Annotated in this window: 18 protein-coding genes; 14 read left to right on the forward strand and 4 right to left on the reverse strand. The window is 70.2% G+C overall.

The features are described 5' to 3' along the window. Nucleotides 1–288 precede the first annotated feature (288 nt). The 9 genes from HGN31_RS16555 (at nucleotide 289) to HGN31_RS12460 (ending at nucleotide 9,816) form a co-directional block, all read left to right on the forward strand. On the forward strand, nucleotides 289–1,869 hold the full coding sequence (locus tag HGN31_RS16555) for a bifunctional phosphopantothenoylcysteine decarboxylase/phosphopantothenate synthase (RefSeq protein WP_168783392.1): 1,581 nt from the start codon (nucleotides 289–291) through the stop codon (nucleotides 1,867–1,869). Beyond that, nucleotides 1,866–2,912, forward strand: coding sequence for a cysteine desulfurase family protein (locus tag HGN31_RS12425; RefSeq protein WP_168783393.1), 1,047 nt, complete (start codon nucleotides 1,866–1,868; stop codon nucleotides 2,910–2,912). The genes HGN31_RS16555 and HGN31_RS12425 overlap by 4 nt, the downstream gene beginning before the upstream one ends. A gap of 17 nt (nucleotides 2,913–2,929) precedes the next feature. Beyond that, nucleotides 2,930–4,459 carry a Fe-S cluster assembly protein SufB gene (sufB, locus tag HGN31_RS12430; protein ID WP_156113465.1) on the forward strand — a complete coding sequence of 510 codons (1,530 nt, stop codon included), beginning with the start codon at nucleotides 2,930–2,932 and terminating at the stop codon, nucleotides 4,457–4,459. Between the two features lie 22 nt (nucleotides 4,460–4,481). Beyond that, on the forward strand, nucleotides 4,482–5,243 hold the full coding sequence (sufC, locus tag HGN31_RS12435) for a Fe-S cluster assembly ATPase SufC (RefSeq protein ID WP_043130836.1): 762 nt from the start codon (nucleotides 4,482–4,484) through the stop codon (nucleotides 5,241–5,243). Beyond that, entirely contained in the window at nucleotides 5,236–6,603 is a 1,368-nt protein-coding gene (locus HGN31_RS12440; protein ID WP_168783394.1) for a SufB/SufD family protein, read from the forward strand. Before sufC ends, HGN31_RS12440 begins: the two co-directional genes overlap by 8 nt. Nucleotides 6,604–6,610: 7 nt before the next feature. Continuing rightward, the gene (locus tag HGN31_RS12445) at nucleotides 6,611–7,123 is read left to right on the forward strand and encodes a hypothetical protein (protein WP_244961011.1); all 513 of its coding nucleotides are present in this window, start codon (nucleotides 6,611–6,613) and stop codon (nucleotides 7,121–7,123) included. Beyond that, nucleotides 7,120–7,698, forward strand: a complete 579-nt coding sequence (locus HGN31_RS12450; protein ID WP_168783395.1) for a YIP1 family protein — start codon at nucleotides 7,120–7,122, stop codon at nucleotides 7,696–7,698. The genes HGN31_RS12445 and HGN31_RS12450 overlap by 4 nt, the downstream gene beginning before the upstream one ends. Then, complete coding sequence (locus tag HGN31_RS12455) at nucleotides 7,695–8,906, forward strand: cysteine desulfurase (protein WP_168783396.1); 1,212 nt, start codon at nucleotides 7,695–7,697, stop codon at nucleotides 8,904–8,906. The genes HGN31_RS12450 and HGN31_RS12455 overlap by 4 nt, the downstream gene beginning before the upstream one ends. 64 nt (nucleotides 8,907–8,970) lie before the next feature. Continuing rightward, on the forward strand, nucleotides 8,971–9,816 hold the full coding sequence (locus HGN31_RS12460; protein ID WP_168783397.1) for a lysozyme family protein: 846 nt from the start codon (nucleotides 8,971–8,973) through the stop codon (nucleotides 9,814–9,816). Between the two features lie 923 nt (nucleotides 9,817–10,739). Here the strand turns inward: HGN31_RS12460 and HGN31_RS12465 are convergent. The 3 genes from HGN31_RS12465 to HGN31_RS12475 all read right to left on the reverse strand — a co-directional run bounded on the left by HGN31_RS12465 (nucleotide 10,740) and on the right by HGN31_RS12475 (nucleotide 16,164). After that, nucleotides 10,740–12,623, reverse strand: a complete 1,884-nt coding sequence (locus HGN31_RS12465; RefSeq protein WP_168783398.1) for a CHASE domain-containing protein — start codon at nucleotides 12,621–12,623, stop codon at nucleotides 10,740–10,742. Between the two features lie 212 nt (nucleotides 12,624–12,835). Beyond that, the gene (locus HGN31_RS12470; protein ID WP_168783399.1) at nucleotides 12,836–14,959 is read right to left on the reverse strand and encodes an ATP-binding protein; all 2,124 of its coding nucleotides are present in this window, start codon (nucleotides 14,957–14,959) and stop codon (nucleotides 12,836–12,838) included. A 44-nt stretch (nucleotides 14,960–15,003) separates the two neighbouring features. Further along, a complete protein-coding gene (locus HGN31_RS12475; RefSeq protein ID WP_168783400.1) occupies nucleotides 15,004–16,164 on the reverse strand; it encodes an RsmB/NOP family class I SAM-dependent RNA methyltransferase in 1,161 nt (386 codons plus the stop codon). A 232-nt stretch (nucleotides 16,165–16,396) separates the two neighbouring features. Here HGN31_RS12475 and recA point away from each other — a divergent pair, with 232 nt between their 5' ends. From recA to HGN31_RS12500, 5 genes are all read left to right on the forward strand, one after another. Continuing rightward, nucleotides 16,397–17,470 (forward strand): recombinase RecA, encoded by a 1,074-nt coding sequence (gene recA / locus HGN31_RS12480; protein WP_036711437.1) that lies wholly within the window; start codon nucleotides 16,397–16,399, stop codon nucleotides 17,468–17,470. 350 nt (nucleotides 17,471–17,820) lie between these two features. Continuing rightward, nucleotides 17,821–20,481: an alanine--tRNA ligase gene (alaS, locus tag HGN31_RS12485; protein WP_168783401.1), complete on the forward strand. Its 2,661-nt coding sequence runs from the start codon at nucleotides 17,821–17,823 to the stop codon at nucleotides 20,479–20,481. After that, nucleotides 20,478–20,783, forward strand: coding sequence for a DUF1330 domain-containing protein (locus HGN31_RS12490; protein WP_036700055.1), 306 nt, complete (start codon nucleotides 20,478–20,480; stop codon nucleotides 20,781–20,783). Before alaS ends, HGN31_RS12490 begins: the two co-directional genes overlap by 4 nt. 70 nt (nucleotides 20,784–20,853) lie before the next feature. Beyond that, complete coding sequence (locus tag HGN31_RS12495) at nucleotides 20,854–21,648, forward strand: class II glutamine amidotransferase (protein WP_168783402.1); 795 nt, start codon at nucleotides 20,854–20,856, stop codon at nucleotides 21,646–21,648. A 75-nt stretch (nucleotides 21,649–21,723) separates the two neighbouring features. After that, a complete protein-coding gene (locus HGN31_RS12500; RefSeq protein ID WP_043130855.1) occupies nucleotides 21,724–22,065 on the forward strand; it encodes a carboxymuconolactone decarboxylase family protein in 342 nt (113 codons plus the stop codon). Here the strand turns inward: HGN31_RS12500 and aroC are convergent. Beyond that, on the reverse strand, nucleotides 22,062–23,162 hold the full coding sequence (aroC, locus tag HGN31_RS12505; RefSeq protein WP_168783403.1) for a chorismate synthase: 1,101 nt from the start codon (nucleotides 23,160–23,162) through the stop codon (nucleotides 22,062–22,064). The genes HGN31_RS12500 and aroC overlap by 4 nt on opposite strands. Nucleotides 23,163–23,335: the final 173 nt, after the last annotated feature.

Consider the following 23,335-nt stretch of genomic DNA (forward strand, 5'->3'; position numbering starts at 1 on the left):
CGCTGGCCGCTGGCCGCTGGCCGCTGGCCGCTGGCCGCTGGCCGCTGGCCGCTGGCCGCTGGCCGCTGGCCGCTGGCCGCTGGCCGCTGGCCGCTGGCCGCTGGCCGCTGGCCGCTGGCCGCTGGCCGCTGGCCGCTGGCCGCTGGCCGCTGGCCGCTGGCCGCTGGCCGCTAGGTTCCCGCGCCGCCCCGCCCATTCCTTGCCCCGCCGCCACGGGTCGCCTAGGACTGGCGTGACCGGCGCCCGTCGAGGCGCCGAAGGGCGCATGGTCGAGAGGCGGAGGCTGGGATGCAGGGGCGGCGGGTTCTGCTGATCGTCGGGGGCGGGATCGCGGCCTACAAGACGCCCGAGCTGATCCGGCTGCTCTCCGGGGAGGGCGTCAGGGTCACCACCGTCCTGACCGAGGGGGGCGCGCAGTTCGTCACCCCGCTGACCCTCGCCTCGCTGTCGGGCGAGGCGTGCCACACCGCGCTCTGGGACCTCACGCGCGAGGCCGAGATGGGGCATATCCAGCTGTCGCGCGCGGCCGATCTGGTCGTGGTCGCGCCGGCGACGGCGGACCTCATGGCGAAGATGGCGGCGGGGCTGGCGGGCGACCTCGCCTCGACCCTGCTCATGGCGACCGACAAGCCGGTGCTGATCGCGCCGGCGATGAACGTGCGGATGTGGGAGCATCCGGCCACGCGCCGCAACCTGGACACCCTGCGCGGCGACGGGATCCTGACGGTCGGGCCCGATGTCGGGGCGATGGCCTGCGGCGAGTGGGGCGAGGGGCGGATGGCCGAGCCTGCGGCGATCGTTGCGGCGATCCGCGAGGCCTTGGGTGGGGGCGCGGCTGGGCCCGGTTCGGGTGGCGGCTCGGGCGAAGCACCGGCCCGGGGGGCAGAGGCGCCGTTGCGGTTGACCGACGCCATCCTGCGGCTCACGCCGGATTCTGCCGTCCGCGCGGCCGCTGGCGCAGCCGGGCGTGGCGAGATGAAGGCGCCGCTCGCGGGGTGGGGCGAGGGGGCGCCGCTTGATGCGGGCGGGACTGATGCGGAGCCGAGCAACACGGCTGATGACTCGGGTCTTGCCGCAGGCGGCCCCGCGGCGACACGCGCCGCTCGCCCAGTGCAGGCCCAACCGGAATCCACCACACCGACCGACGCCGACCGCCTCACCCCCGGCGCCGCGCGTCCCACCGTGCCCGGCCCGCTCGACGGTCGCCACGTCATCGTCACCTCCGGCCCGACGCATGAGCCGATCGACCCGGTGCGCTACATCGCCAACCGCTCGTCGGGCGCGCAGGGCGCCGCGATCGCCGCGGCGCTGCGCGATCTGGGCGCGCGGGTCAGCTTCGTCACCGGCCCGGCCGAGGTGCCGCCGCCCGAGGGGGTCGAGGTGATCGCGGTCGAGACGGCACGCGAGATGCGCGACGCGGTGGAAGGCGCGCTGCCGGCCGATGCCGCGGTGATGGCCGCCGCGGTGGCCGACTGGCGGGTGGTGAACGCGGCCGACCGGAAACTGAAGAAGGACGGCTCGGGCCGGCCCCCGGCGCTCGAGATGGCGGAGAATCCGGACATCCTCGCGTGGATCAGCCGCTCGGACCAGCGCCCCGCGCTGGTGGTGGGGTTTGCCGCCGAGACCGACGATGTGGTGGCCAACGCCACCGCCAAGCGGGCGCGGAAGGGCTGCGACTGGATCGTCGCCAACGACGTCCGCCCCGTTACCGGGATCATGGGGGGGGCCGAGAACGCCGTGGTGCTCGTCACCGCGGACGGCGCCGAGCCGTGGCCGCGGCTGCCCAAGACCGAGGTCGCGCGCCGCCTCGCCGGGCGCATCGCCGCGGCGCTGGGCGAGGGGGCGGCCGCGCCGGACGAGGCGCCGTGAGCCGCGTCTATCTCGACTGGAACGCCACCGCGCCGCTGCGCCCCGAGGCGCGGGCGGCGATGGCCGAGGCGCTGGACGTGACCGGCAACCCCTCGAGCGTCCATGCCGAGGGGCGGGCGGCCAAGATGCTGCTCGAGCGGTCGCGCGAGACGCTGGCCGAGGCGCTGGGCGCGGCGCAGGCCGACATCGTGTTCACCTCGGGCGCGACCGAGGCGGCGGCGCTGGCGCTCGAGGGGCAGGGGCTGGCCTGCGCCGGGATCGAGCATGACGCGGTCCGCGCCTGGTGCGCCGAGACGCTGCCGGTCGAGCCGAGCGGGCGGGTGACGGCCGCGGACCCGGCGGGCGCCGCGCTGCAGCTCGCCAACAGCGAGACCGGGGTGATCCAGGACCTGCCGCAGGGGCTGGCGGTGAGTGATCTGACCCAGGCGTTCGGCAAGATCCCCTTCGCCTTCGACTGGCTCGGCGTCGAGGCGGGGTTCGTCAGCGCCCACAAGCTGGGCGGCCCGCGTGGCGTGGGCGCGCTGATCCTGCGCGCGGGCGCCGACCGCCCGGCCCGGCTGCGCGGCGGCGGGCAAGAGAGCGGGCGCCGTGCGGGGACCGAAAACCTTGCCGGAATTGCGGGTTTCGCGGCCGCGGCGGTGTCGGCGCAGCGCGACCTCGCGGCGGGAATGGCGGAAAAACTGGCCGAAATGCGCGACCGGCTGGCGATGAGGCTGGAAGATCATGACGGAAACACTATGTTGCCGGGACGCGATTCCCCCCGGCTGCCGCAGACGCTGTCGATCCTGACGCCCGGCTGGCGCGGAGAGACGCAGGTGATGCAGATGGACCTCGCCGGTTTCGCCGTCTCGGCGGGGTCGGCCTGCTCGTCGGGCAAGGTCCGGTCCAGCGGGGTGTTGCGGGCGATGGGCGTGCCCGAGGCGGATGCCGGGTGCGCGCTCAGGGTGTCGTTCGGGGCGACGACGACGCCAGAGGAATTGGACCGCTTTGCCGCCGCGTGGCTTTCCGCCCGCGCCCGCTGGCAGAGCAAGCAGGGAAGGTGAGGCCGATGGCTGAAACCATGATGGCGGAGACGGGCCCGCAGGAACTGGACGTCCGCGAGGGCGTGGACCGCGAGACGGTCGAGACCGTGGCCAGCATGGGGTCCTATAAATACGGCTGGGACACCGACATCGAGATGGAATACGCCCCGAAGGGGCTGAACGAGGACATCGTCCGGCTGATCTCGCAGCGCAACGACGAGCCCGAGTGGATGACCGAGTGGCGGCTGGCCGCCTTCCGCCGCTGGCAGGGGATGGAGGAGCCGCGCTGGGCGATGCTCAACTATCCCGAGATCGACTATCAGGACCAGTATTACTACGCCCGCCCGAAGAGCATGGCGGTCAAGCCGAAGTCGCTGGACGAGGTCGACCCGAAGCTGCTCGCCACCTATGAAAAGCTGGGGATTCCGCTCAAGGAGCAGGCGATCCTCGCCGGGATCGAGGGCGCCGAGGGCGCCCCGGCCGAGGCGCGGCGGGTGGCGGTCGACGCGGTCTTCGACAGCGTCTCGGTGGGCACGACCTTCAAGGACGAGCTGGCCAAGGCGGGGGTGATCTTCTGCTCGATCTCCGAGGCGATCCGCAACCACCCCGAACTGGTGCGCAAGTACCTCGGCTCGGTCGTGCCGCAGTCCGACAACTTCTTCGCCACGCTGAACAGCGCGGTCTTTTCGGACGGCTCGTTCGTCTACATCCCGCCGGGCGTCCGCTGCCCGATGGAGCTGTCGACCTATTTCCGCATCAATGCCGAGAACACCGGCCAGTTCGAGCGCACCCTGATCATCGCCGACAAGGGCAGCCACGTCAGCTACCTCGAAGGCTGCACGGCGCCCAAGCGCGACACCGCCCAACTGCACGCCGCGGTGGTCGAGATCGTGGTGCTCGAGGATGCCGAGGTGAAGTACTCGACCGTCCAGAACTGGTTTCCGGGCGACGAAGAGGGCAAGGGCGGCATCTACAACTTCGTCACCAAGCGGGCCGACTGCCGCGAGGCGCGCGCCAAGGTCATGTGGACCCAGGTCGAGACCGGCAGCGCGATCACCTGGAAATACCCCTCGTGCATCCTGCGCGGCGAGGCGAGCCAGGGCGAGTTCTACTCGATCGCCATCGCCAACAATGCCCAGCAGGCCGACACCGGGACCAAGATGATCCATCTTGGCAAGAACACCCGCTCGCGCATTGTTTCCAAAGGGATTTCCGCGGGCCGCGCCCAGAACACCTATCGCGGGCTCGTGTCGATGCACCCGCGGGCAACGAACAGCCGCAACTATACCCAATGCGACAGCCTGCTGATCGGCGACCAGTGCGGGGCCCACACCGTGCCCTACATCGAGGTCAAGAACACCTCGAGCCGGGTCGAGCACGAGGCCACCACCTCGAAGGTCGATGACGACCAGCTCTTCTACTGCCGCGCCCGCGGCGTGGGCGAGGAAGAGGCGGTGGCGCTGGTAGTCAACGGCTTCTGCCGCGAGGTGCTGCAGGCGCTGCCGATGGAATTCGCCATGGAGGCCCAGAGCCTCGTGGCCATCTCACTGGAAGGAAGCGTCGGCTGAGCCGGCGCCCGAGGGGTCAGGAATGCTGAACATCACCAATCTCCACGCCGAGCTCGAGGACGGCTCGCGGCAGATCCTCAAGGGGGTCGACCTGACCGTCCCGGCGGGCGAGGTCCATGCGATCATGGGGCCGAACGGGTCGGGCAAGTCCACGCTCTCCTATGTGCTGTCGGGCCGAGACGGCTATGAGGTGACGCAGGGGTCGGCGACGCTCGAGGGCGCCGACCTGCTGGAGATGGAGCCCGAGGAGCGCGCCGCGGCGGGGCTGTTCCTGGCGTTCCAGTATCCGGTCGAGATCCCGGGCGTGGGCAACATGACCTTCCTGCGGACGGCGGTGAACGCGCAGCGCAAGGCGCGCGGCGAGGCCGAGCTGACCGCGGGCGAGTTCCTCAAGGTGGTGCGCGAGAAGGCCAAGGGCCTCGACATCGACGCCGAGATGCTGAAGCGCCCGGTCAACGTGGGCTTCTCGGGCGGCGAGAAGAAGCGCAACGAAATCTTGCAGATGGCGATGCTCGAGCCGCGGATGTGCATCCTGGACGAGACCGACTCGGGCCTCGACGTGGACGCGATGCGGCTGGTGGCGGAAGGCGTGAACGCGCTGCGCTCGCCCGAGCGGGCGTTCCTCGTCATCACCCACTACCAGCGGCTGCTGGATCATATCCGCCCGGACGTGGTGCACATCATGCACGACGGCCGGATCGTGAAGACCGGCGGGCCCGAGCTGGCGCTCGAGGTCGAGCAGAACGGCTATGCCGATATCCTGAGCGAGGCCGTCGATGGCTGACGCCGCGACCCTCACCCAGCAGACCCCGACTGTCGAGGGCGGCACGCCCGCTCCGCGCGACGCGCTGGCCGCGCGGCTCGACGGGCTGACCGCGGGGATCGCGCGCGACGGCACGCTGGCCCCTGCGCGGGCCGAGGGGGCTGCGCGACTTCGGGCCATGGGCCTACCGCGTCCGCGCGATGAATACTGGCGCTACACCGACCCCGCGCCGTTCAACGCCGAGGCGCCGCGGCCGGTGGCCGTGGACCCGGCGCTCGGCGATCCGCCGCTGTTTGCCGACATCGACCGGCTGCGGCTGGTGTTCGTTGACGGGGCCTTCGACGCCGCGGCCTCGGACCCGCTGGAGGCGGAAGGGATCGAGATCGCCCCGCTGAGCCGCGCAGACGCCGAGCCGGGCCACTGGGTCGGGGCGGCCTACGGCGTGCTCGAGGCCGCCGGGCAGGTGCCGGTGCGCCGCCCCTTCGCGGCGCTGAACACGGCCGCCGCCCGGGACGGGGCGGTGATCCGGGTGACCGGCTCGGTCGCGCGGCCGGTCCAGATCCTCTACCGCCGCAGCGACGACGCGGCCGACGTGCTCTGCCACCACGTCCTGCGGCTCGAGCCCGGGGCGGCGCTCACGCTGCTCGAGAACGGCATCGTGGGGGCCCGCGGCAACGTGGTGATCGAGGCCGACCTCGGCGCCGGCGCGCGCCTGAACCACGTCGCCGCGCATCGGGCCGGGCAGCCGCGCGTCTCGGTCTCGCATCTCTTCGCCCGGCTGGCCGAGGGCGCCGCGCTGAAGAGCTTTGCCTTGTCGGTGGACGGCGCGCATATGCGGCAGGAAAGCTGGATCGACATCGCGGGCGACGACGCGCTCGCCCATGTCGCAGCCGCGGTGCTGGGCGACGGCGACGGCTTCCACCAGGACGACACGGTGTTCGTCACTCACGGCGGCCTGCGCGGCGAAAGCCGGCAGGTCTTCAAGAAGGTGCTGAAGAACGGCGCCACGGGCGTGTTCCAGGGCAAGATCCTCGTCAAGCCGGGGGCGCAGAAGACCGACGGCTACCAGATCAGCCAGGCGCTGCTGCTGGACGAGGCGAGCCAGTTCCTCGCCAAGCCCGAGCTGGAAATCTACGCCGACGACGTGAAGTGCAGCCACGGTTCGACCACCGGGGCGCTGGACGAGACGGCGCTTTTCTACCTGCGCTCGCGCGGGGTGCCGCGTGAGCGGGCGATCGTGCTGCTGGTGCTGTCCTTCCTCGCCGACGCGCTGGACGAGGTCGAGGACGAGGCGCTGCGGACCCAGATCGGCGAGCGGCTCGAGGATTGGCTGACCGCGCGGGCCACGGCGCTGCCGGGACCGGGCGGGGCGGGGGCCTGAGCACGCCATGACACGCCGTCCGCCGCGCGGCATGGGCCTGATCCCGCGTATCCTCTCGACCTGGCGGGCGCCGGGCCGGGCGGTGCGGGGCATGGCCGCGATGCCTGAGCCGGCGATGCTGGCGCTGCTGTTCGGCACGATGGCGGTCTATTTCGTCGCCCAGTGGCCCGGCCATGCGCGGGCCGCCACGCTCGACCCCTCGGTGCCGCTGCAGGCCCGTCTGGGTGGGGCGCTGCTGGCGACGCTGTTCCTGATGCCGCTGATCGTGATGGCCGTGGGAACCCTGTCCGGCGCGCTGATCCGCGCGGCCGGGGGCCGGATCGAGGGGCGGCTTGCGCGCCTCGCGCTGATCTGGGCGCTGGCGGCGACCGCGCCGGTGATGCTTCTGGTCGGGCTGGTGGCCGGGTTGGTCGGGCCGGGGCCGGGCTTGACGCTGGTTCACGCCGTGGCCGGCGCGGCCTTCCTGCTGTTCTGGATCGCCGGGCTGCGCGCCCTGACCCTGCAAAGAGAGCCGGCATGATCCCGCTGATCAAACTGACCCTGCACAACCCGCTGATCGCCTGGCAACAGCTGCGGCGCCTGCCGCTGACGACCGGCGACGCCTGGTCGCTCGTGCTCGCCACCGCGGCGCTCTCGGCGGTGCTGAGCTGGCTTGGCGCGCAGCTCCTGCCCGGCTCGGCCGAGGGGGCCGGCGTGCTGGCGACGCTCGCCCGCAAGCCGATGGCGATGGCCGGCGTGCAGGTCGCCTCGGCGACGCTGGCCGCGTTCCTGCTGGCCGAGGTCGGGCGCATATTCGGCGGGACCGGCAAGTTCGGCGACGCCCTGCTCGCGATCGGCTGGGTCGAGGCGGTGCTGATCACGCTGCAGGCGCTGCAACTGGTGCTGACCGTGGTGCTGGCGCCGCTCGGCGCGCTCGTCGGCCTCGCCACGCTGCTGATCGCAGCCTATCTGATCGTCGCGATGACCATGGCGGTGCACGGCTTCCGCAACCCGTTCTTCGTAGTGCTGGGGATCTTCGGGACCGTGATGCTCACCAGCCTGCTGATGTCGATGCTCGCCGCGACGCTCGGCCTGATCCCGGGGGTGCCCACATGAGCCTCGACCTCGACGCCATCCGCGCCGATTTCCCGATCCTCTCGACGCAGGTGAACGGGCGGCCGCTAGTCTATCTCGACAACGGTGCGAGCGCGCAGAAGCCGCAGGTCGTCATCGACGCGATCAGCCGCGCCTATGCGGGCGAATACGCCAACGTCCACCGTGGGTTGCATCACCTCTCGAACCTCGCCACCGAGAATTACGAGCGGGTGCGCGGGATCATCGCCCGCTTCCTCGGCGCGCCGCACGAGGACGAGGTGATCTTCACCTCAGGCTCGACGGAGGCGATCAACCTCGTCAGCTACGCCTGGGCCGCGCCGCGGCTGCAGCCGGGGGACGAGATCCTGCTCTCGGTCCTCGAGCATCACGCCAACATCGTGCCGTGGCATTTCCTGCGCGAGCGGCAGGGCGTCGTGCTGCGCTGGGTCGAGCCCGAGCCGGACGGCAGCCTGCCCGCCGGAAAGGTGCTGGCCGCGGTCGGCCCGCGCACCCGGCTGATCGCCGTCACCCACATGTCGAACGTCACCGGCACCATCGTGGACGTGGGCGCGATCGCGCGGGGGACCGATGTGCCGGTGCTGGTCGACGGCAGCCAGGCGGCGGTGCACATGCCGGTCGACGTGGCGGCGCTCGGCTGCGACTTCTACTGCATCACCGGCCACAAGCTCTACGGCCCCTCGGGCTCGGGCGCGATCTGGATCCGCCGCGAGCGGCAGGCCGAGATGCGCCCCTTCCTCGGCGGCGGCGACATGATCCGCGAGGTCACGCGCGAGGCGGTCAGCTACGCCGACCCGCCGCTGCGCTTCGAGGCGGGGACGCCGGGGATCGTGAACCAGATCGGCCTCGGCGTCGCGCTCGAGTATCTCATGGAGATCGGGATGGCCCGGATCGCCGCGCACGAGGCCGAGATCGGCGCCTATGCGCGCGAGCGGCTCGGGGCGCTCAACTGGCTGTCAGTGCAGGGGAATGCGGCTGAGAAGGGCGCGATCTTCTCGATGACGATGGAGGGCGCGCACGCGCACGACATCGCCACGATCCTCGACAAACGCGGGATCGCCGTACGCGCGGGGACGCATTGCGCAATGCCGCTGATGCAGTTCTACGGCATCCCCGCCTCGGCGCGGGCGAGCTTTGCGCTCTACAACACCCGCGCCGAGGTCGACGCGCTGGTCGAGGGGCTGAGCTTCTGCCGCGAGCTTTTCGGCTGACGTCAACCTCGTCTTAAGCCTTCGGTGCTAGGCCTCTCGTCAAGGGCGTGACGCAGGGGGCAGCATGGCGCGGCTGATGATGTTGCTGTTGCTGGTGCTGGCGCCGTGGGCGGCGCGGGCGGCGGTCGATCCGGCCGACCAGCCGGCGGCGGTCTGCGAATGGGCGGCACTGGCCGCGGCCGCCGAGGTCGGGGTGCCCCCGGACATCCTCGCCACCCTGACCCTGACCGAGACCGGCCGCCGCCGCGCCGGCGTCGTCCGCCCCTGGGCGTGGAGCGTCAATGCCGAGGGCGCGGGCAGCTGGTTCGACGACCCGGCCGAGGCGCTGGCCTTCGCCCAGGACCGCATAGACCAAGGCCGCCTGAACCTCGACATCGGGTGTTTCCAGCTCAACTACCGCTGGCACGGCGAGAACTTCCGCTCGGTGGTCGAGATGTTCGACCCGCTCGAGAACGCCCGCTATGCCGCGCGCTTCGTGCGCGACCTCTACGCCGAGACGGGCGACTGGCGCCGCGCGGCCGGCGCGTTCCACTCGCGCACGGCGGTGAACGCGACGAAGTATCTCGCCCGGTTCGACGAGCTGCGGGCCGCGTTCCTGCAGCGCGGGTTCGACGGCATGGTGGGGACGGCCGAGACCTACAACCGCTTCGCCCTCGCCGGTCCCGTGGACCCCGGCAAGGTCGCCCGCGCCCGCGAGCGCCTGACACTGCTCGGCGCCCCGCTCGGCGCGCCGCGGACGGGGACACTGGGCTCGCTCGCGGTGGTCGCGGCCAGCCGCGGGGCGCTGATCGGGGCGTCTCGCGGCGCGCTGTTCGCCGCCCGGAACCGCGAGGCGCGGGGCCAGGAGGGGGCGCCGGTCCCGGGGCTGGTCGAGACGCCGGCAGGTGAGGGGGAGGGGGATGCGCTTTAGGGGTCGTTGGGTGCGGCCAACGACAGCGGGATTGTATGGGCGGTTAGCAAGCGATGCAAGTGGCTGGTAGTTGTTTAACCTTTTAATGAGGTCGTCACGGCGTTCATCGACGAGGATGCTACACGAGCGGACGTGAGAAACGGGAATGCTGGGTCAACTTTTTCTAAATCGAAGCACCCCAACCAATGCCAAGAAAAGACCCGTCGGCCATCAGACAACCTCGTCCGTTGGGTTGTTTAGTGCAGCAAATGGATCAAGATCGAGGCGCTTCAGTCAGGGCGGGTTCTGCTCCAGTCTCGAACACTCGGAAACTGTCCCGGCCTTGCGACCGGCGGCAGGCGATATCCAAGGACACCAGCGTTAGTTCATTGCTTGACGCGGTTGCTAAACACCAATCCCTCGCGTCCGGAGATTCCATCCTACGCAGGCGTCGCCTGCAACGCGACCAAGCAGATAATTGCTCGGCAGCCGGGGTAGGGCCAGCCCCGGATCCGCCATCGGCAGAGCGCGGCCTGCCATTTCCCGACCTCGCTTAAGGGGGCAGGGGACTTCCGACACTTTTAATCAGTGCAACGTGCTCTCGGTCCTGCCCTAACATCTTGGCCGGTTATCCGGGCAGGTTTCTCAAGCCGGCTCAATGCCGTCAGCTAGCGCGGGCAGCGCCGCGATCAGGCTCGCATGGGTAGACATCGCGCCTTTGTCGCAGCCCGACGGGTTTTGTCGGTACGCTTCGCCGTGATCGCAGAACGTGTCTGCTTAAAAGAAAACAATCCACATAGGATGGACTCTAGTGAGTCGCTTTGGCCGAACATGCTCGCCGATCAGCTGCAGACGCCGTTACTTTGTGCTGACCCCCGGTCGTATCCTTACGACCGCCGAGCTGACCTATCCCGGTTGGTGCGAGGCTTGAACCTTTGCTGAACTTACTCGCCCTTGAGTTGGAAACTGATTTTCACAATCATGCCCGTCGTCTCGAAGCTACGGTTAAAGCGTCCGCCCAGATCGCCCTCAATCAAAGCTTCAATCAATTGCGTTCCGAACCCGCCGTCTGCTGGCAGACTACGCGCGCGATCGGGCGTCGGAGTCGCGACCGACTGCCGCTCCGGCAGTTGCGGCGCACCTTGCGCGCCCGGTCGAGGTCGCCGGACGGCTCCGTGGCTTTCGCGGTCTTCCATTTCGGCCCGCTCGCGACCTCGCGACATACTTTTGCTCTCTACTCGAGAGCGTTCACCGTTCGCCGAGTCTGCGGCAGTAACTTCACCCGAGCCGTCAGCGCCGGCTGTCCCGCGAGCGATTGCATCACCCGTCCCAGTTGGCGCGTCGTTACCATAAGCGGTAGTCCCGGCGACTGGACGCTCTCGCCAAGTGATTTCAAGCCACCTCGCGCCCTCCACCATCTCCTCCGTCCAGAAGATGGAGAGACCGTCGCCCGCGTCGCCGCCTCTCTGACCCTGACGGCTGTACTTCATGGCGTTCGTGACCAGCTCATGCGCCACCAGCCCGACCGCCTGGGCCTCGCGCGCCCCCAGTGTCACAGCGGGGCCGTCGAGCGTCGCCTCGACGACGGCAGGGTCGAGCACCTGCGCCAGCTCGTCCCTGAGCAGCGTTCGGAGGTCAGCCCGGCCGGCGCCGTCGCGCCCCAGCGCGTCCTGCGCTTTGGCCATCGCCGCAAGGCGCCCGCCGAAGATGCGTTCGAAATCGGCGAGATCGCGGGCGCCGCGGGCGCTTTGCCGGGCGATCGCCTGGATCCGGGCGATGTGATTCTTGATCCGGTGCTGCATCTCGCGAAGCAGCAGCGCGCGGTCAGCCGCTTGCCGCTCGGCCAGCTCTGCGGTGCGCCGCGCTGCATCCAGCGCGCGCCGCAGGCTCAGCATGGCGACCCCCACCGCCCCCAAGAGCAGGATCGACAGGGCCCCGACGGTGATGCTGGCCGAGCGATCGCGGACGGTACGGAACTCGGCCGTGGGCGTCAGGGTGAACTGCCAGCGCCGGCCGGATACATCGATCTCACGGATCGCGGTCCGCGCGGCCAGCTGCCGCGGCACAGGCCCCGGGGTATCGTCGAAGAGCGCCGGCTCGGGCGCGCCAAGGTCGACGACGCGCAGCGTGAGCGGCAGGTTGGGCAGGCCGGCGAGCACGGCTCGGGTCAGGTCGCCCGCGCGGAAGGGGGCATAGACCACCGCCTCCGGTCGCGCCGAGGGCAGGCCGGCAAGCGTCTGCCGAGTCGGCAGGTAGATCAGGAACCCCGTCTGCTTGTCTGCGGTGATTTCCTGAACCAGCTGGACGGGGCCCGTCGCGCGCGCCTCGCCTTGCCGCAGCGCATCGGTGATCGCGGCGCGCCGAACCGGTTCGGAATACATGTCGAACCCGAGCGCCCGGCGGTTGCGATCATCCTGCGGCTCGAGCGCGGCGATGGGTGCGAGGACCGGTTGCTCCGAGGACGGGGGCGCGACGGCGACCTCCCGCCCGGCGCGCGCCGAGAGCTGCGCGCCGACGGCCGTACGGCTCGCGGCATCGACCAGTGGCGCGTAGCCGATCCCCTGGATGCCGGGCGAGTTCTCGGCCAGCCGCAGGTCGGCGACGTAGCTCGCGAACTCTTCGGCCTCGACGGCCCCATGCTCGGCCTCGAGATAGCTGCGTGTCGCCCGCAGCAGGGCGATATGCTGCGCCATCCGCTGCTGGAAGCTGCCGATGACCAGATCGGCGAGCCGGTCGAAGCGCGCGGCCGCCGCCCGGTCCTCGAGCCGGGACGTCGCGAAGGTCAGGGCCGCGCCCAGCAGCAGCGTCGCGGCCAGCGATGCGATCATGGGCCAGCGCGACGCCCGCGCGGTCGAAGGCGCGACAGGAGCATCGGGGGATGGGTGCGCCGAGCCAGCCGTCCCTGTTGCCGACAAGCTGTCCGCAGCCCTGGACAGGACCTGGGGCTCGGACGGGGTCATGCGGCGCTCGGGCGGGTCTGGACCATGCGCCCTCGTAAAGCGCCAATCGGGTCGGGTCCAGCGGTCGCGCGGCGCATCGCTCAGTAACGCGCGGCAAGAGCGGCAGCCCCGGCCGGGCGAGTCGGCGGCGTAGCGGCCCGGCCCGCATCCGGCCCGATCCCGCCGCTGTCGCTGAGGTGCCGCTCGACGCTGGCGGCAAGCTCGCTCAAAGAGAACGGCTTGGCCAGGAACAGCGCGTTGGGCACCGGGTCCTGTCCCTCGGTCAGGGGCACGTCGGTGTAGCCGGACATGAAGATCACCGGCGTGCCGGACCGCCTGATCAAGGCCTCGCGGACCCAGCTTGGCCCGTCCAGCCCAGGCATCACGACGTCGCTCACCAGAAGATCGACCGTCAGCGCCTCGTCGCGCAGGATCGTCAGGGCCGCCTCGCCGCTGTCGGCCTCGATGACGTCGAAGCCGCGCAGGTTCAGCGCCCGCCGCGCGAACGAGCGGACCGGCGCCTCATCCTCGACCAGCAGCACGACGCGCCGCCGCTCGGCCGCGCCGCCGGGCAGCGTCGCCGGCGCCGTCGCCTCGAGCGGCGGGGCCGGCGGCTTGCCGGCCTTGCGAGCGGGGAAGTAAAGCGAGAACACCGTGCCCTCACCCGGCGTGCTGCGGCAGAAGATATAGCCGCCGGTCTGCTTCACGATTCCGTAGGCCGTCGAGAGCCCGAGGCCGGTGCCCTCGCCGACGCGCTTGGTGGTGAAGAACGGCTCGAAGATCTTCTCGACCACCTCCGGTGGCATCCCGCAGCCCTGATCGGTCACGGTGATGCGCACGTAATCGCCGCGGGGCAGGTTGGCCCCCTCCATCGTGCGGCCCGTCCCGAGCCGCAGGTTCTCGGTGTGGATGGCGATCTCGCCGCCCGACGGCATCGCATCGCGGGAATTCACCACCAGGTTCATCAGCACCTGTTCAAGCTGCCGCGCGTCGCCCCGGATCGGACGCAGCGCGGGGTCGTGGGTGATCGTCAGCACGATCCGTTCGCCGACCAGGCGGTTGAGCAGGTGCGTCAGGTCCGACAGCGTGTCGCGCAGGTCGACAATCTCGGACTTCAGGGTCTGCTTGCGCGAGAACGCCAGCAGCTGGCGCACCAATGCCGCGGCGCGGTTGGCGTTCTGCGAAATCTGGTGGAGGTCGTCGTAGTCCGGGTCGGCGGTGTCGCGCCGAACCATCAGCAGGTCGCAATGGCCGCTGATCGCCGTCAGCAGATTGTTGAAATCATGCGCGATTCCGCCCGCAAGTTGGCCGATCGCCTGCATCTTCTGGCTCTGGACAAACTGGTCCTCGAGCGTGCGCAATGCGCTGGCGTCGGTCAGCACGGCGACGATGCGGTCCACCCCGGGGGCTGCCGCGAGCGTCACCTGCACGTCGCGCTCCTGCCCCTCGCAACGGGTGCGCATCACCTCGCCGCGCCCGAGGCTGCGGCCCTCGCGGACCTCGGCGATCCAGTCGGAGAGCGGTCGGCCCAGCCCGTCCAGGAGGTCGCCCATCGACGCCCCGGACGGCACCCGCCCCAGCAACGCCTCGGCGGCAGGGTTCACGGCCCTGACCTGTCCCATCGCGTCCATGTCGAGCATCGCCACCGGCATACCAGCCAAGTCTAGGGGCATGACCTGCGCGGCCTCGGAGCCGGGTTCAGGGGCGTCGTCGGCCGGCTCGGGCACAGCGATCCGCCAGACCTGCAGCCGCGATCCGGGAAGGCGTGCCGCCGTCACCCGCTGCCCGTCCGGCAGCGCGACCTCGGCCCCGCGCCCCTCGGCGGCCCGCGAGAGCAGCCGCGCTGCAACCGCCCCCGGATCGGCGCGCCCCCGCTGCAACAGCGCTGCGATCGGTTCGCCCAGGAGGTCGCGGGACCGCTCGGCCTGCGGCGACTGTCCGCGCACCAACCCGTCGGGATCGACGAGCCAGGCGCAGCCCGGCTCGGCCGCAAGCGCGCCGCGTGCCGCCCGTGCCTGCCGCGCGAGGGTCACCCCCTGCGACAGGCGCTGCACGGCGATCCAGCCGCCGAGCAGATACCACGCCACAACCACCGCGCCGACGATGACGAGCACCCGCGGCTCGACCACGTGCGGTGCCACCAGCAGCCACAGCGAGGCGACCGCGAGCGGCAGCATCAGCAGGGGAAGGATCGTGGCCGCGCGCGCGCTGGCAATCAGCTTCATGCCACCCTCGTCATCAGAATCGCTCTGACGATAGGGGCGGCAGGTTAAGCAGGCATTAATGAACTGAGTTCGGCGACGAAAAAACCGTCGCTGGCGTCGAGCGGGGTCAGGGTGCGCTGGCTCTTCAGTGCGAATCGTCGATTTCGCTGAAGGAAGGCATCGATCTGCCCCGAATTTTCGGCCGCGAAGAGCGAGCAGGTCATGTAGGCAAGCCGCCCGCCGGGCGCGATCCGCTCGGCCGCGGTGTCGAGAATCCCGGCCTGGACGGCGACCAACTGCTCCAGATCGGCCGTGGTCAGCCGCCATTTCGCATCCGGCGTCCGCCGCCAGGTGCCCGAGCCCGAGCAGGGCACGTCGGCCACGACCAGGTCGAACTGCCCCGACGGAAGCGCCGGCGCGATGTCGATCGCCGCCCCCGCCCGCGCGGCGCGTGCCGGCAGGTCGCGCATCCGGGCCGGCGTGGCGTCCCAGGCCGTGACCCTGGCGCCCTGGGCGGCGAGCGCGAGGGACTTTCCGCCTCCGCCGGCGCAGAGGTCGAGGACACGCACACTGGGCCCCACCTCGAGACCGGCGCAGGCCATCTGCGGCGAGAGGTCCTGCAACTCGACCAGCCCCTCACGATAGGCCGCTGAGCCCTGCACCATTCGGGCGCCGGCCGTCACCAGAAGCGCGGTGTCGCAGCGCGGGTCGGCGGATGTCTCGACCCCCGCGGCCATCAGGGCCTCGCGCGCGCTTTCGCGAGAGCCGCGCGCAAGGTTGACGCGCAGCCACACCGGCGCCCTCTCGCGCAGGGCGCTTGCCACCGCGGGAAAGTTGTTGCCGAGATCGGCCGCCAGCCGGTCCGCGATCCAGTCGGGAAGGTCGGTGGCCTCGGCGGGCAAGGGTGGGCGCCCTGCGTCGCGCTCTGCCGCGGTGAGGGGCGGCGGGGCGTGGGGGGCGGCGGCGAAGATGGTGTCCGGGTCGTGGCCCGCCTCGCGCAGCGCGCCGAGGATTAGTCCGCGGCCCGTATCAGCGCCGCCGAGCGCCGCGAGCGAGCGGCGACGGCGCAGCGCGTCGAAGACGAGGTCCCGCACCGCGGCCCGGTCACCCGATCCGGCATACCGGCTGGACCGCGCCCAGCGGATCAGCCGCGGCTCGGCGGGCGTCCCGGCGAGGATGTCGTCGAGAATCTCGATCGAAGCGCTGGCGCGGGCGGCGGGGGTCATGGGCGGCGTGGGGCAGGTAAACGCATCGGTCCTAATTGGGATGCCGAGCCACCCGCGGCAAGCCGAAACCCGGTCAATCGTTTCTTAACTTCTTTCGCCGAAGTTCTCGAATCAGCGGGACCAAAGGCGTTGCGTCGGCAGCGATACTGGGGCAAACAGGGAACGAGAGCAGGAAGTGAACAAACCGGGCGCGTTGTGCGCAACCGGGCATTGGATTAGAGGGTGGGCAAGAATGTCTGGGGCGAGCATCCTGAAGATGGACGACAAGCGTAGTGCGGACCGGCAGAAGGCGCTCGACAGCGCGCTGGCGCAGATCGAGCGGCAGTTCGGCAAGGGCTCGATCATGCGCCTCGGCGCCGACAACCCGGTGGCCGAGATCGAGGCGACCTCGACCGGCTCGCTCGGGCTCGACATCGCGCTGGGGATCGGGGGTTTGCCGAAGGGGCGGATCATCGAGATCTTCGGGCCGGAAAGCTCGGGCAAGACGACGCTGACGCTGCACGTGGTGGCGGAAGAGCAGAAGAAGGGCGGGGTCTGCGCCTTCGTGGATGCCGAGCACGCGCTCGATCCGCAGTATGCGCGCAAGTTGGGCGTGAACCTTGACGAGTTGCTGATCTCGCAGCCCGACACCGGCGAGCAGGCGCTCGAGATCGTCGATACACTGGTGCGCTCGGGAGCGGTCAGCCTCGTGGTGGTCGATTCGGTGGCGGCGCTGACGCCCAAGTCCGAGATCGAGGGCGACATGGGCGACATGCAGATGGGCAGCCAGGCCCGTCTGATGAGCCAGGCGATGCGCAAGCTGACCGCCTCGATCGGGCGGTCGAACTGCATGGTGATCTTCATCAACCAGATCCGCATGAAGATCGGGGTGATGTTCGGCAACCCCGAGACGACGACCGGCGGCAACGCACTCAAGTTCTACGCCTCGGTGCGTCTGGACATCCGGCGCACCGGCGCGATCAAGGACCGCGACGAGGTGGTGGGCAACGCCACCAAGGTGAAGGTCGTCAAGAACAAGGTGGCGCCGCCGTTCCGGCAGGTCGAGTTCGACATCATGTACGGCGAGGGGATTTCGAAGGTCGGCGAGCTGATCGACCTGGGGGTCAAGGCCGGCGTGGTCGAGAAATCCGGCGCTTGGTACTCCTATGGTGACGAGCGGATCGGGCAGGGTCGCGAGAACGCCAAGCAGTTCCTGCGCGACAACCCCGACGTGGCCTTCGCCATCGAGGACCGTATCCGGGCGAGCCACGGACTCGATTTCGGCGCCGGGCCCGAGGGGGACGACGAGGCGCTGACCGAGGAGTAGGGCGGTCAATGCCCCGCGCCGCCGGTGCGGCGTGGGGCTCGCGGCGTTTTGGCTAAGTGCCGACTGCCTAGACGACCCGATTGCGTTGGTGCCGGGACCTGAACACGGGTGTCAGTCTTACAATCAATTGGCGCGGGGGCGGGCCCGAGGCACCGCAGGCTGGCAAGCGTGGCATCGGGTGGATTAATCGGTCTGGCCGACGCCAGCATTTGGAACTCGCCGGGAAACCGAGGTTCCTCACTAAACCCCCTACCGCCAGCTCCCGCCCCTGACCACCGCCCACCCGTTCTGGACAGCGCGCGGGCGCGGGATTAGATGTGACCGCCTCATCCCGCCGCAGGAATCCGCTCATGGCCAGTCTGAACGACATCCGCTCGACCTATCTCGACTTCTTCGAACGGAACGGCCACCGCCGCGTGGACAGCTCGCCGCTGGTCCCGCGCAACGACCCGACGCTGATGTTCGCCAACTCGGGGATGGTGCAGTTCAAGAACCTGTTCACCGGCCTCGAACACCGCGATTACACTCGCGCCACCACGGCGCAGAAATGCGTCCGCGCCGGCGGAAAGCACAACGACCTCGACAACGTGGGCTACACGGCGCGGCACCACACCTTCTTCGAAATGCTGGGTAATTTCAGCTTCGGCGACTATTTCAAGGAAGAGGCCATCCCCTACGCGTGGGAGCTTCTGACCCGCGACTTCGGCATCCCGGGCGACAAGCTGCTGGTCACGGTCTACCACACCGACGACGAGGCCGCGACGATCTGGAAGAAGGTCGCGGGGCTCGGCGACGACCGCATCATCCGCATCCCCACCGACGACAACTTCTGGCGCATGGGCCCGACCGGCCCCTGCGGCCCCTGCACCGAGATCTTCTACGACCACGGTCCCTCGATCTGGGGCGGCCCGCCCGGCTCGGCCGAAGAGGACGGCGACCGCTTCATCGAGATCTGGAACCTCGTCTTCATGCAGTTCGAGCAGTTCGAGGACGGCTCGATGAAGCCGCTGCCGAACCCCTCGATCGACACCGGCATGGGGCTCGAGAGGATCGGCGCGCTGCTACAGGGCAAGCACGACAACTACGACACCGACCTGATGCGAACGCTGATCGAGGCCTCGGCCCACGCCACCAGCAGCGACCCGGACGGGCCCGGCAAGGTCCACCACCGGGTGATCGCCGACCACCTCCGCTCGACCAGCTTCCTGATCGCGGACGGGGTGATGCCGTCGAACGAGGGCCGCGGCTATGTGCTGCGCCGGATCATGCGCCGCGCCATGCGCCACGCGCATATGCTGGGCGCGCAGGACCCGGTGATGCACAAGCTCGTCCCGGCCTTGGTCCGGCAGATGGGCGCCGCCTACCCCGAGCTTGCCCGCGGCCAGGCGATGATCGAAGAGACGCTGAAGGGCGAAGAGACGCGCTTCCGCCAGACCCTCGACCGCGGCCTGCGGCTGCTGGGCGACGAGCTCGCGCGGCTGCCGGAAGGGGCGGATCTGCCCGGTGAGACGGCGTTCAAGCTCTACGACACCTACGGCTTCCCGCTCGACCTGACCCAGGACGCGCTGCGCGAGCAGGGCCGGGCGGTCGAGGTCGCAGGGTTCGACGCCGCGATGGCCGAGCAGAAGGCCAAGGCGCGCGCCGCCTGGTCCGGCTCGGGTGAGGCGAAGGACGCGGCGATCTGGTTCGAGCTCGTCGACCGTTTCGGGGCCACCGAGTTCCTCGGCTACGACACCGAAGAGGCCGAGGGCCAGATCCTCGCGCTGGTCGAGGGCGGGACCGAGACCGAGACGGCGGGTGAGGGCGCGCAGGTGGCCATCGTCGTCAACCAGTCGCCCTTCTACGCCGAGAGCGGTGGTCAGGTGGGCGACACCGGGCTGATCAAGACGGACACCGGCGCCGCCCGCGTGACCGACACCCGCAAGTCCGGCAGCCTCGTGATCCACCAGGCCGAGGTTACGCAGGGCCAGATCACCCGCGGGCAGGGCGCGGCGCTGTCGGTCGACCACGACCGGCGCGGCGCGATCCGGGCCAACCACTCGGCCACCCACCTGCTGAACGAGGCGCTGCGCGAGGCGCTGGGCGATCACGTCGCGCAGAAGGGCTCGCTCAACGCCGACGACCGGCTGCGCTTCGACTTTTCGCACGGGAAGGCGCTGACCCCTGACGAACTGGCCCGCATCGAGGCCGAGGTGAACGCGATCATTCGCCAGAACACCCCGGTCGAGACCCGGCTGATGGCGCCCGACGACGCCCGCGAGATGGGGGCGCAGGCGCTCTTCGGCGAGAAATACGGCGACGAGGTGCGCGTCGTCTCGATGGGCCGCCGCGAGGGGTCGGCCAAGGGGGCGAACCGCGACACCTACTCGATCGAGCTCTGCGGCGGCACCCACGTCTCGCGCACCGGGGACATCGGCGCCTTCGTGCTGCTGGGCGACAGCGCCTCGAGCGCCGGGGTCCGCCGGATCGAGGCGCTGACCGGGCAGGCGGCGCTCGCGCATCTGCGGGATGCCGAGCGGCAACTGTCGGACATCGCCGGCCTCCTCAAGGCACAGGCGGGCGACGTCGTGGCGCGGGTCAAGGCCATGGCCGACGACCGCAAAGCGATGCAGAACGAGATCGCCCAGCTCAAGCGGCAGCTCGCTATGGGCGGCGCGCAGGGCGAGGCGGCGCCGAAAGAGATCAACGGAATCAAGCTGATCGCCCGGCGGGTCGAGGGTGTTTCGGGCAAGGAGCTCGGCGCGCTGGCCGACCAGATGCGGGGCGGGCTGGGGACCGGCGCGGTGCTGGTGATGGCCGAGGACGCCGGCAAGGCGACCGTCGCCGCAACCGTGACGCCGGATCTCGCCGACCGGCTCAGCGCCGTCGAGATCGTCCAGACCGCCGTCGCGGCACTGGGCGGCAAGGGTGGCGGCGGGCGGCCCGACCGCGCCCAGGGCGGCGCGCCGTCGCTCGCCGAGGCCGACGCCGCCATCGCCGCCGTCGAAACCCTGATCGGAGAGCGCGCATGACCGAGACCCGAACCGCGTTGTGGATCGCCCACGTCAAGGTGACCGATCCCGAGGCCTACGGCCGCTATGCCAAAGCCGCGGGTCCGGCGATTGCCGCGCACGGCGGCGTGTTCCTCTCGCGCTCGGGCGCTTACGTGCAGCTCGAGGGGAACGACCGGGCCCGCAACGTGGTGGCCCGCTTTCCGAGCCTCGCGGCGGCCGAGGCCTGCTATCGCTCGCCGGAATATCAGGCGGCGCTGGACAATGCCCGCGGCGCGTCCGAGCGCGACCTTGTGATCGTCGAGGAAAACGGCGCCGGCTGAAACGTAGTGATTTCTTGAGATTTGCCTGTTACGTTGCGGGCAAATCACGAGAAACCGCGAGGGGACAGGCATGTGCCGCTGGGCGGCCTATCTGGGCGAGCCGATTTATCTGGAAGACATCGTGAGCCGGCCGGGCCATTCGCTGGTCCGCCAGAGCCACGGGGCCACGCGCTGCCACACCCCGGTCAACGCCGACGGCTTCGGCATCGCCTGGTACGGCGACCGGCCCGAACCTGGCCTCTACCGCGACGTCATGCCGGCGTGGTCGGACCCGAACCTCCGCAGCCTGACGGCGACGGTGCGCTCGCATCTCTTCATGGCCCATGTCCGCGCCTCGACCGGCACCGCGACCAGCCGCAACAACTGCCACCCCTTCACCGTCGGCCGGTGGAGCTTCATGCACAACGGCCAGTTCGGCGGCTACGACCTGTGGCGCCGGTCGGCCGAGGTGCTGATCCCCGACGATCTCTACGCGCACCGCAAGGGCGCGACCGACAGCGAGGCGCTGTTCCTCTGCGCCCTCGGCGAGGGGCTGGACAGCGATCCCTGCGGCGCTCTCGCCCGCGCCACCGCACGGTTCGAGGCACTGGCCCGCGCCCGGGGGACGGCGCCGCACGTGCGGCTGACCTGCGCGCTGTCGGACGGCGAACGGCTCTACGCGGTGCGCTATGCGTCCGACGACCAGGCGCCGACGCTGTTTCACCGCTGCTCCGAGACGCGCGGCGGGCGGGCCGTGGTGTCGGAACCGCTCGAGAGTGACGAGACCGGCTGGCTCGAGATCCCGCAGGGGTCGTTCTGTGTCTTCGAAGGCGAGCGCGTGACGGTCACGCCGTTCCGGATCGAGGCCGTTCGCTCCGCCGCCTGAGCCTTTCGCGTGCGGGGGCTTGCCGAGCCGCCGTGCCGGGCGGTAAGCCGGGGCGTCTCATATAGGAGCAATCGAATGTCTGCGACCGAGAAGATGGCCGAGCAGCGCGCCATGAACAAGGAGCTGAGCAAGCTCGTCCCCGAGACGCTCAAGGGGTTCATGGCGCTCGAGCATGGCGCGACGAAGAACGGCGTGCTGGGCGCGAAGGAGAAGGAGTTCATCGCCCTCGGCATCGCCATCGCGACCCGCTGCGAGCCCTGCATCGCGTTCCACGTGCAGGCGCTCATGAAGCACGGCGGCACCCGCGAGGAGCTGGGCGACATCTGCGCCATGGCGGTGACCATGGGCGGCGGGCCGTCGCTGATGTACAGCTCGAAGGCGCTCGCGATCTGGGACGAGCTGGCGGCCGCCGCCTAACCGATCCGGCCGCGGACCCCGCCGGTCTGGGCGCGGTCCAGCAGCAGGTGGTCGAGCATGACGCAGGCCGCCATGGCCTCGGCCACCGGCACCGCGCGGATTCCGACGCAGGGGTCGTGGCGGCCTTTCGTGATCACATCGACCTCCTCGCCGCGCGTGGTGATCGAGCGGCGGGGGGTGAGGATCGACGAGGTCGGCTTGACGGCGAGGCGCACGGTGATGTCCTGCCCGGTCGAGATGCCGCCGAGGATGCCGCCGGCGTGGTTCGACAGATACACCGGCCCGTCCGGGCCCATGCGGATTTCATCCGCGTTTTCAGTGCCCTTGAGGCCGGCCGCGGCCATGCCCTCGCCGATCTCGACGCCCTTCACGGCGTTGATCGACATCATCGCCGCGGCGAGGTCGGTGTCGAGCTTGGCATAGACCGGGGCGCCGAGCCCGACGGGCGCGCCCTGGATCAGAACCTCGACCATCGCGCCGACGCTGTCCTGATCCTTGCGGATGCCGGTCAGGTAGTCGGTCCATTCGGGGACCGCGGCGGCGTCGGGCAGGAAGAAGTCGTTACGCTCGATCTCGCCCAGGTCGAAGCGGCTGCGGTCGGCTATCTTTTCGCCCATCTGCACCATATAACCGGTGATGCGGAGGGGTTGCGCGAGCTGGGCGAGGACCGCGCGGGCCACGCCGCCGGCGGCGACGCGGGCGGCGGTCTCGCGCGCCGACGAGCGGCCGCCGCCGCGGTAGTCGCGGATTCCGTATTTCTGCCAATAGGTTATGTCGGCGTGACCGGGGCGGAATCGCTCGGCGATGTCGCCGTAGTCGCGCGAGCGCTGGTCGGTGTTTTCAATCATCAGCTGGATCGGTGTGCCGGTCGTCCTGCCCTCGAACACGCCGGAGAGGATGCGGACCTGGTCGGCCTCCTGCCGCTGGGTGGTGAGCTTCGAGCGGCCCGGCGCGCGGCGGTCGAGCCACGGCTGAATCATTGATTCCGAAAGGGAAATTCCGGGCGGGCAGCCGTCCACGGTGGCGCCGAGGGCGGGGCCGTGGCTCTCGCCCCAGGTGGTGACGACGAAGATGCGGCCGAAGCTGTTGACGCTCATGAGAACCCCGTTTTCAGGGGACATACGCAAGGCGAGGGGGAAGGGGAAGGCGGGGCGCGCATTTGGGACTCCGGTCCCGAAAGGGGGATGCACATCCCGTCTGCCGTTCGTGCAACGTTCATGCAGCGTTCATGCACAGTTCATGCGAACGCCACCGCCCGGGTGGTTAACGC

The organism is Paracoccus sanguinis (assembly GCF_012689545.1).
GTDB classification, from domain to species: Bacteria; Pseudomonadota; Alphaproteobacteria; order Rhodobacterales; family Rhodobacteraceae; genus Paracoccus; species Paracoccus panacisoli.

What these genes read in the sequence shown, in the direction of transcription:
- HGN31_RS12455 (WP_168783396.1), top strand. Translation starts at nt 7,695, where the DNA reads ATGAGCCTCGACCTCGACGCCATCCGCGCCGATTTCCCGATCCTCTCG.
- sufB (WP_156113465.1), top strand. Translation starts at nt 2,930, where the DNA reads ATGATGGCGGAGACGGGCCCGCAGGAACTGGACGTCCGCGAGGGCGTG.
- recA (WP_036711437.1), top strand. Translation starts at nt 16,397, where the DNA reads ATGTCTGGGGCGAGCATCCTGAAGATGGACGACAAGCGTAGTGCGGAC.
- HGN31_RS16555 (WP_168783392.1), top strand. Translation starts at nt 289, where the DNA reads ATGCAGGGGCGGCGGGTTCTGCTGATCGTCGGGGGCGGGATCGCGGCC.
- HGN31_RS12500 (WP_043130855.1), top strand. Translation starts at nt 21,724, where the DNA reads ATGTCTGCGACCGAGAAGATGGCCGAGCAGCGCGCCATGAACAAGGAG.
- HGN31_RS12475 (WP_168783400.1), bottom strand. Translation starts at nt 16,164, where the DNA reads ATGACCCCCGCCGCCCGCGCCAGCGCTTCGATCGAGATTCTCGACGAC.
- alaS (WP_168783401.1), top strand. Translation starts at nt 17,821, where the DNA reads ATGGCCAGTCTGAACGACATCCGCTCGACCTATCTCGACTTCTTCGAA.
- HGN31_RS12450 (WP_168783395.1), top strand. Translation starts at nt 7,120, where the DNA reads ATGATCCCGCTGATCAAACTGACCCTGCACAACCCGCTGATCGCCTGG.
- HGN31_RS12470 (WP_168783399.1), bottom strand. Translation starts at nt 14,959, where the DNA reads ATGAAGCTGATTGCCAGCGCGCGCGCGGCCACGATCCTTCCCCTGCTG.
- HGN31_RS12440 (WP_168783394.1), top strand. Translation starts at nt 5,236, where the DNA reads ATGGCTGACGCCGCGACCCTCACCCAGCAGACCCCGACTGTCGAGGGC.
- HGN31_RS12445 (WP_244961011.1), top strand. Translation starts at nt 6,611, where the DNA reads ATGACACGCCGTCCGCCGCGCGGCATGGGCCTGATCCCGCGTATCCTC.
- HGN31_RS12490 (WP_036700055.1), top strand. Translation starts at nt 20,478, where the DNA reads ATGACCGAGACCCGAACCGCGTTGTGGATCGCCCACGTCAAGGTGACC.
- aroC (WP_168783403.1), bottom strand. Translation starts at nt 23,162, where the DNA reads ATGAGCGTCAACAGCTTCGGCCGCATCTTCGTCGTCACCACCTGGGGC.
- sufC (WP_043130836.1), top strand. Translation starts at nt 4,482, where the DNA reads ATGCTGAACATCACCAATCTCCACGCCGAGCTCGAGGACGGCTCGCGG.
- HGN31_RS12495 (WP_168783402.1), top strand. Translation starts at nt 20,854, where the DNA reads ATGTGCCGCTGGGCGGCCTATCTGGGCGAGCCGATTTATCTGGAAGAC.
- HGN31_RS12460 (WP_168783397.1), top strand. Translation starts at nt 8,971, where the DNA reads ATGGCGCGGCTGATGATGTTGCTGTTGCTGGTGCTGGCGCCGTGGGCG.
- HGN31_RS12465 (WP_168783398.1), bottom strand. Translation starts at nt 12,623, where the DNA reads ATGATCGCATCGCTGGCCGCGACGCTGCTGCTGGGCGCGGCCCTGACC.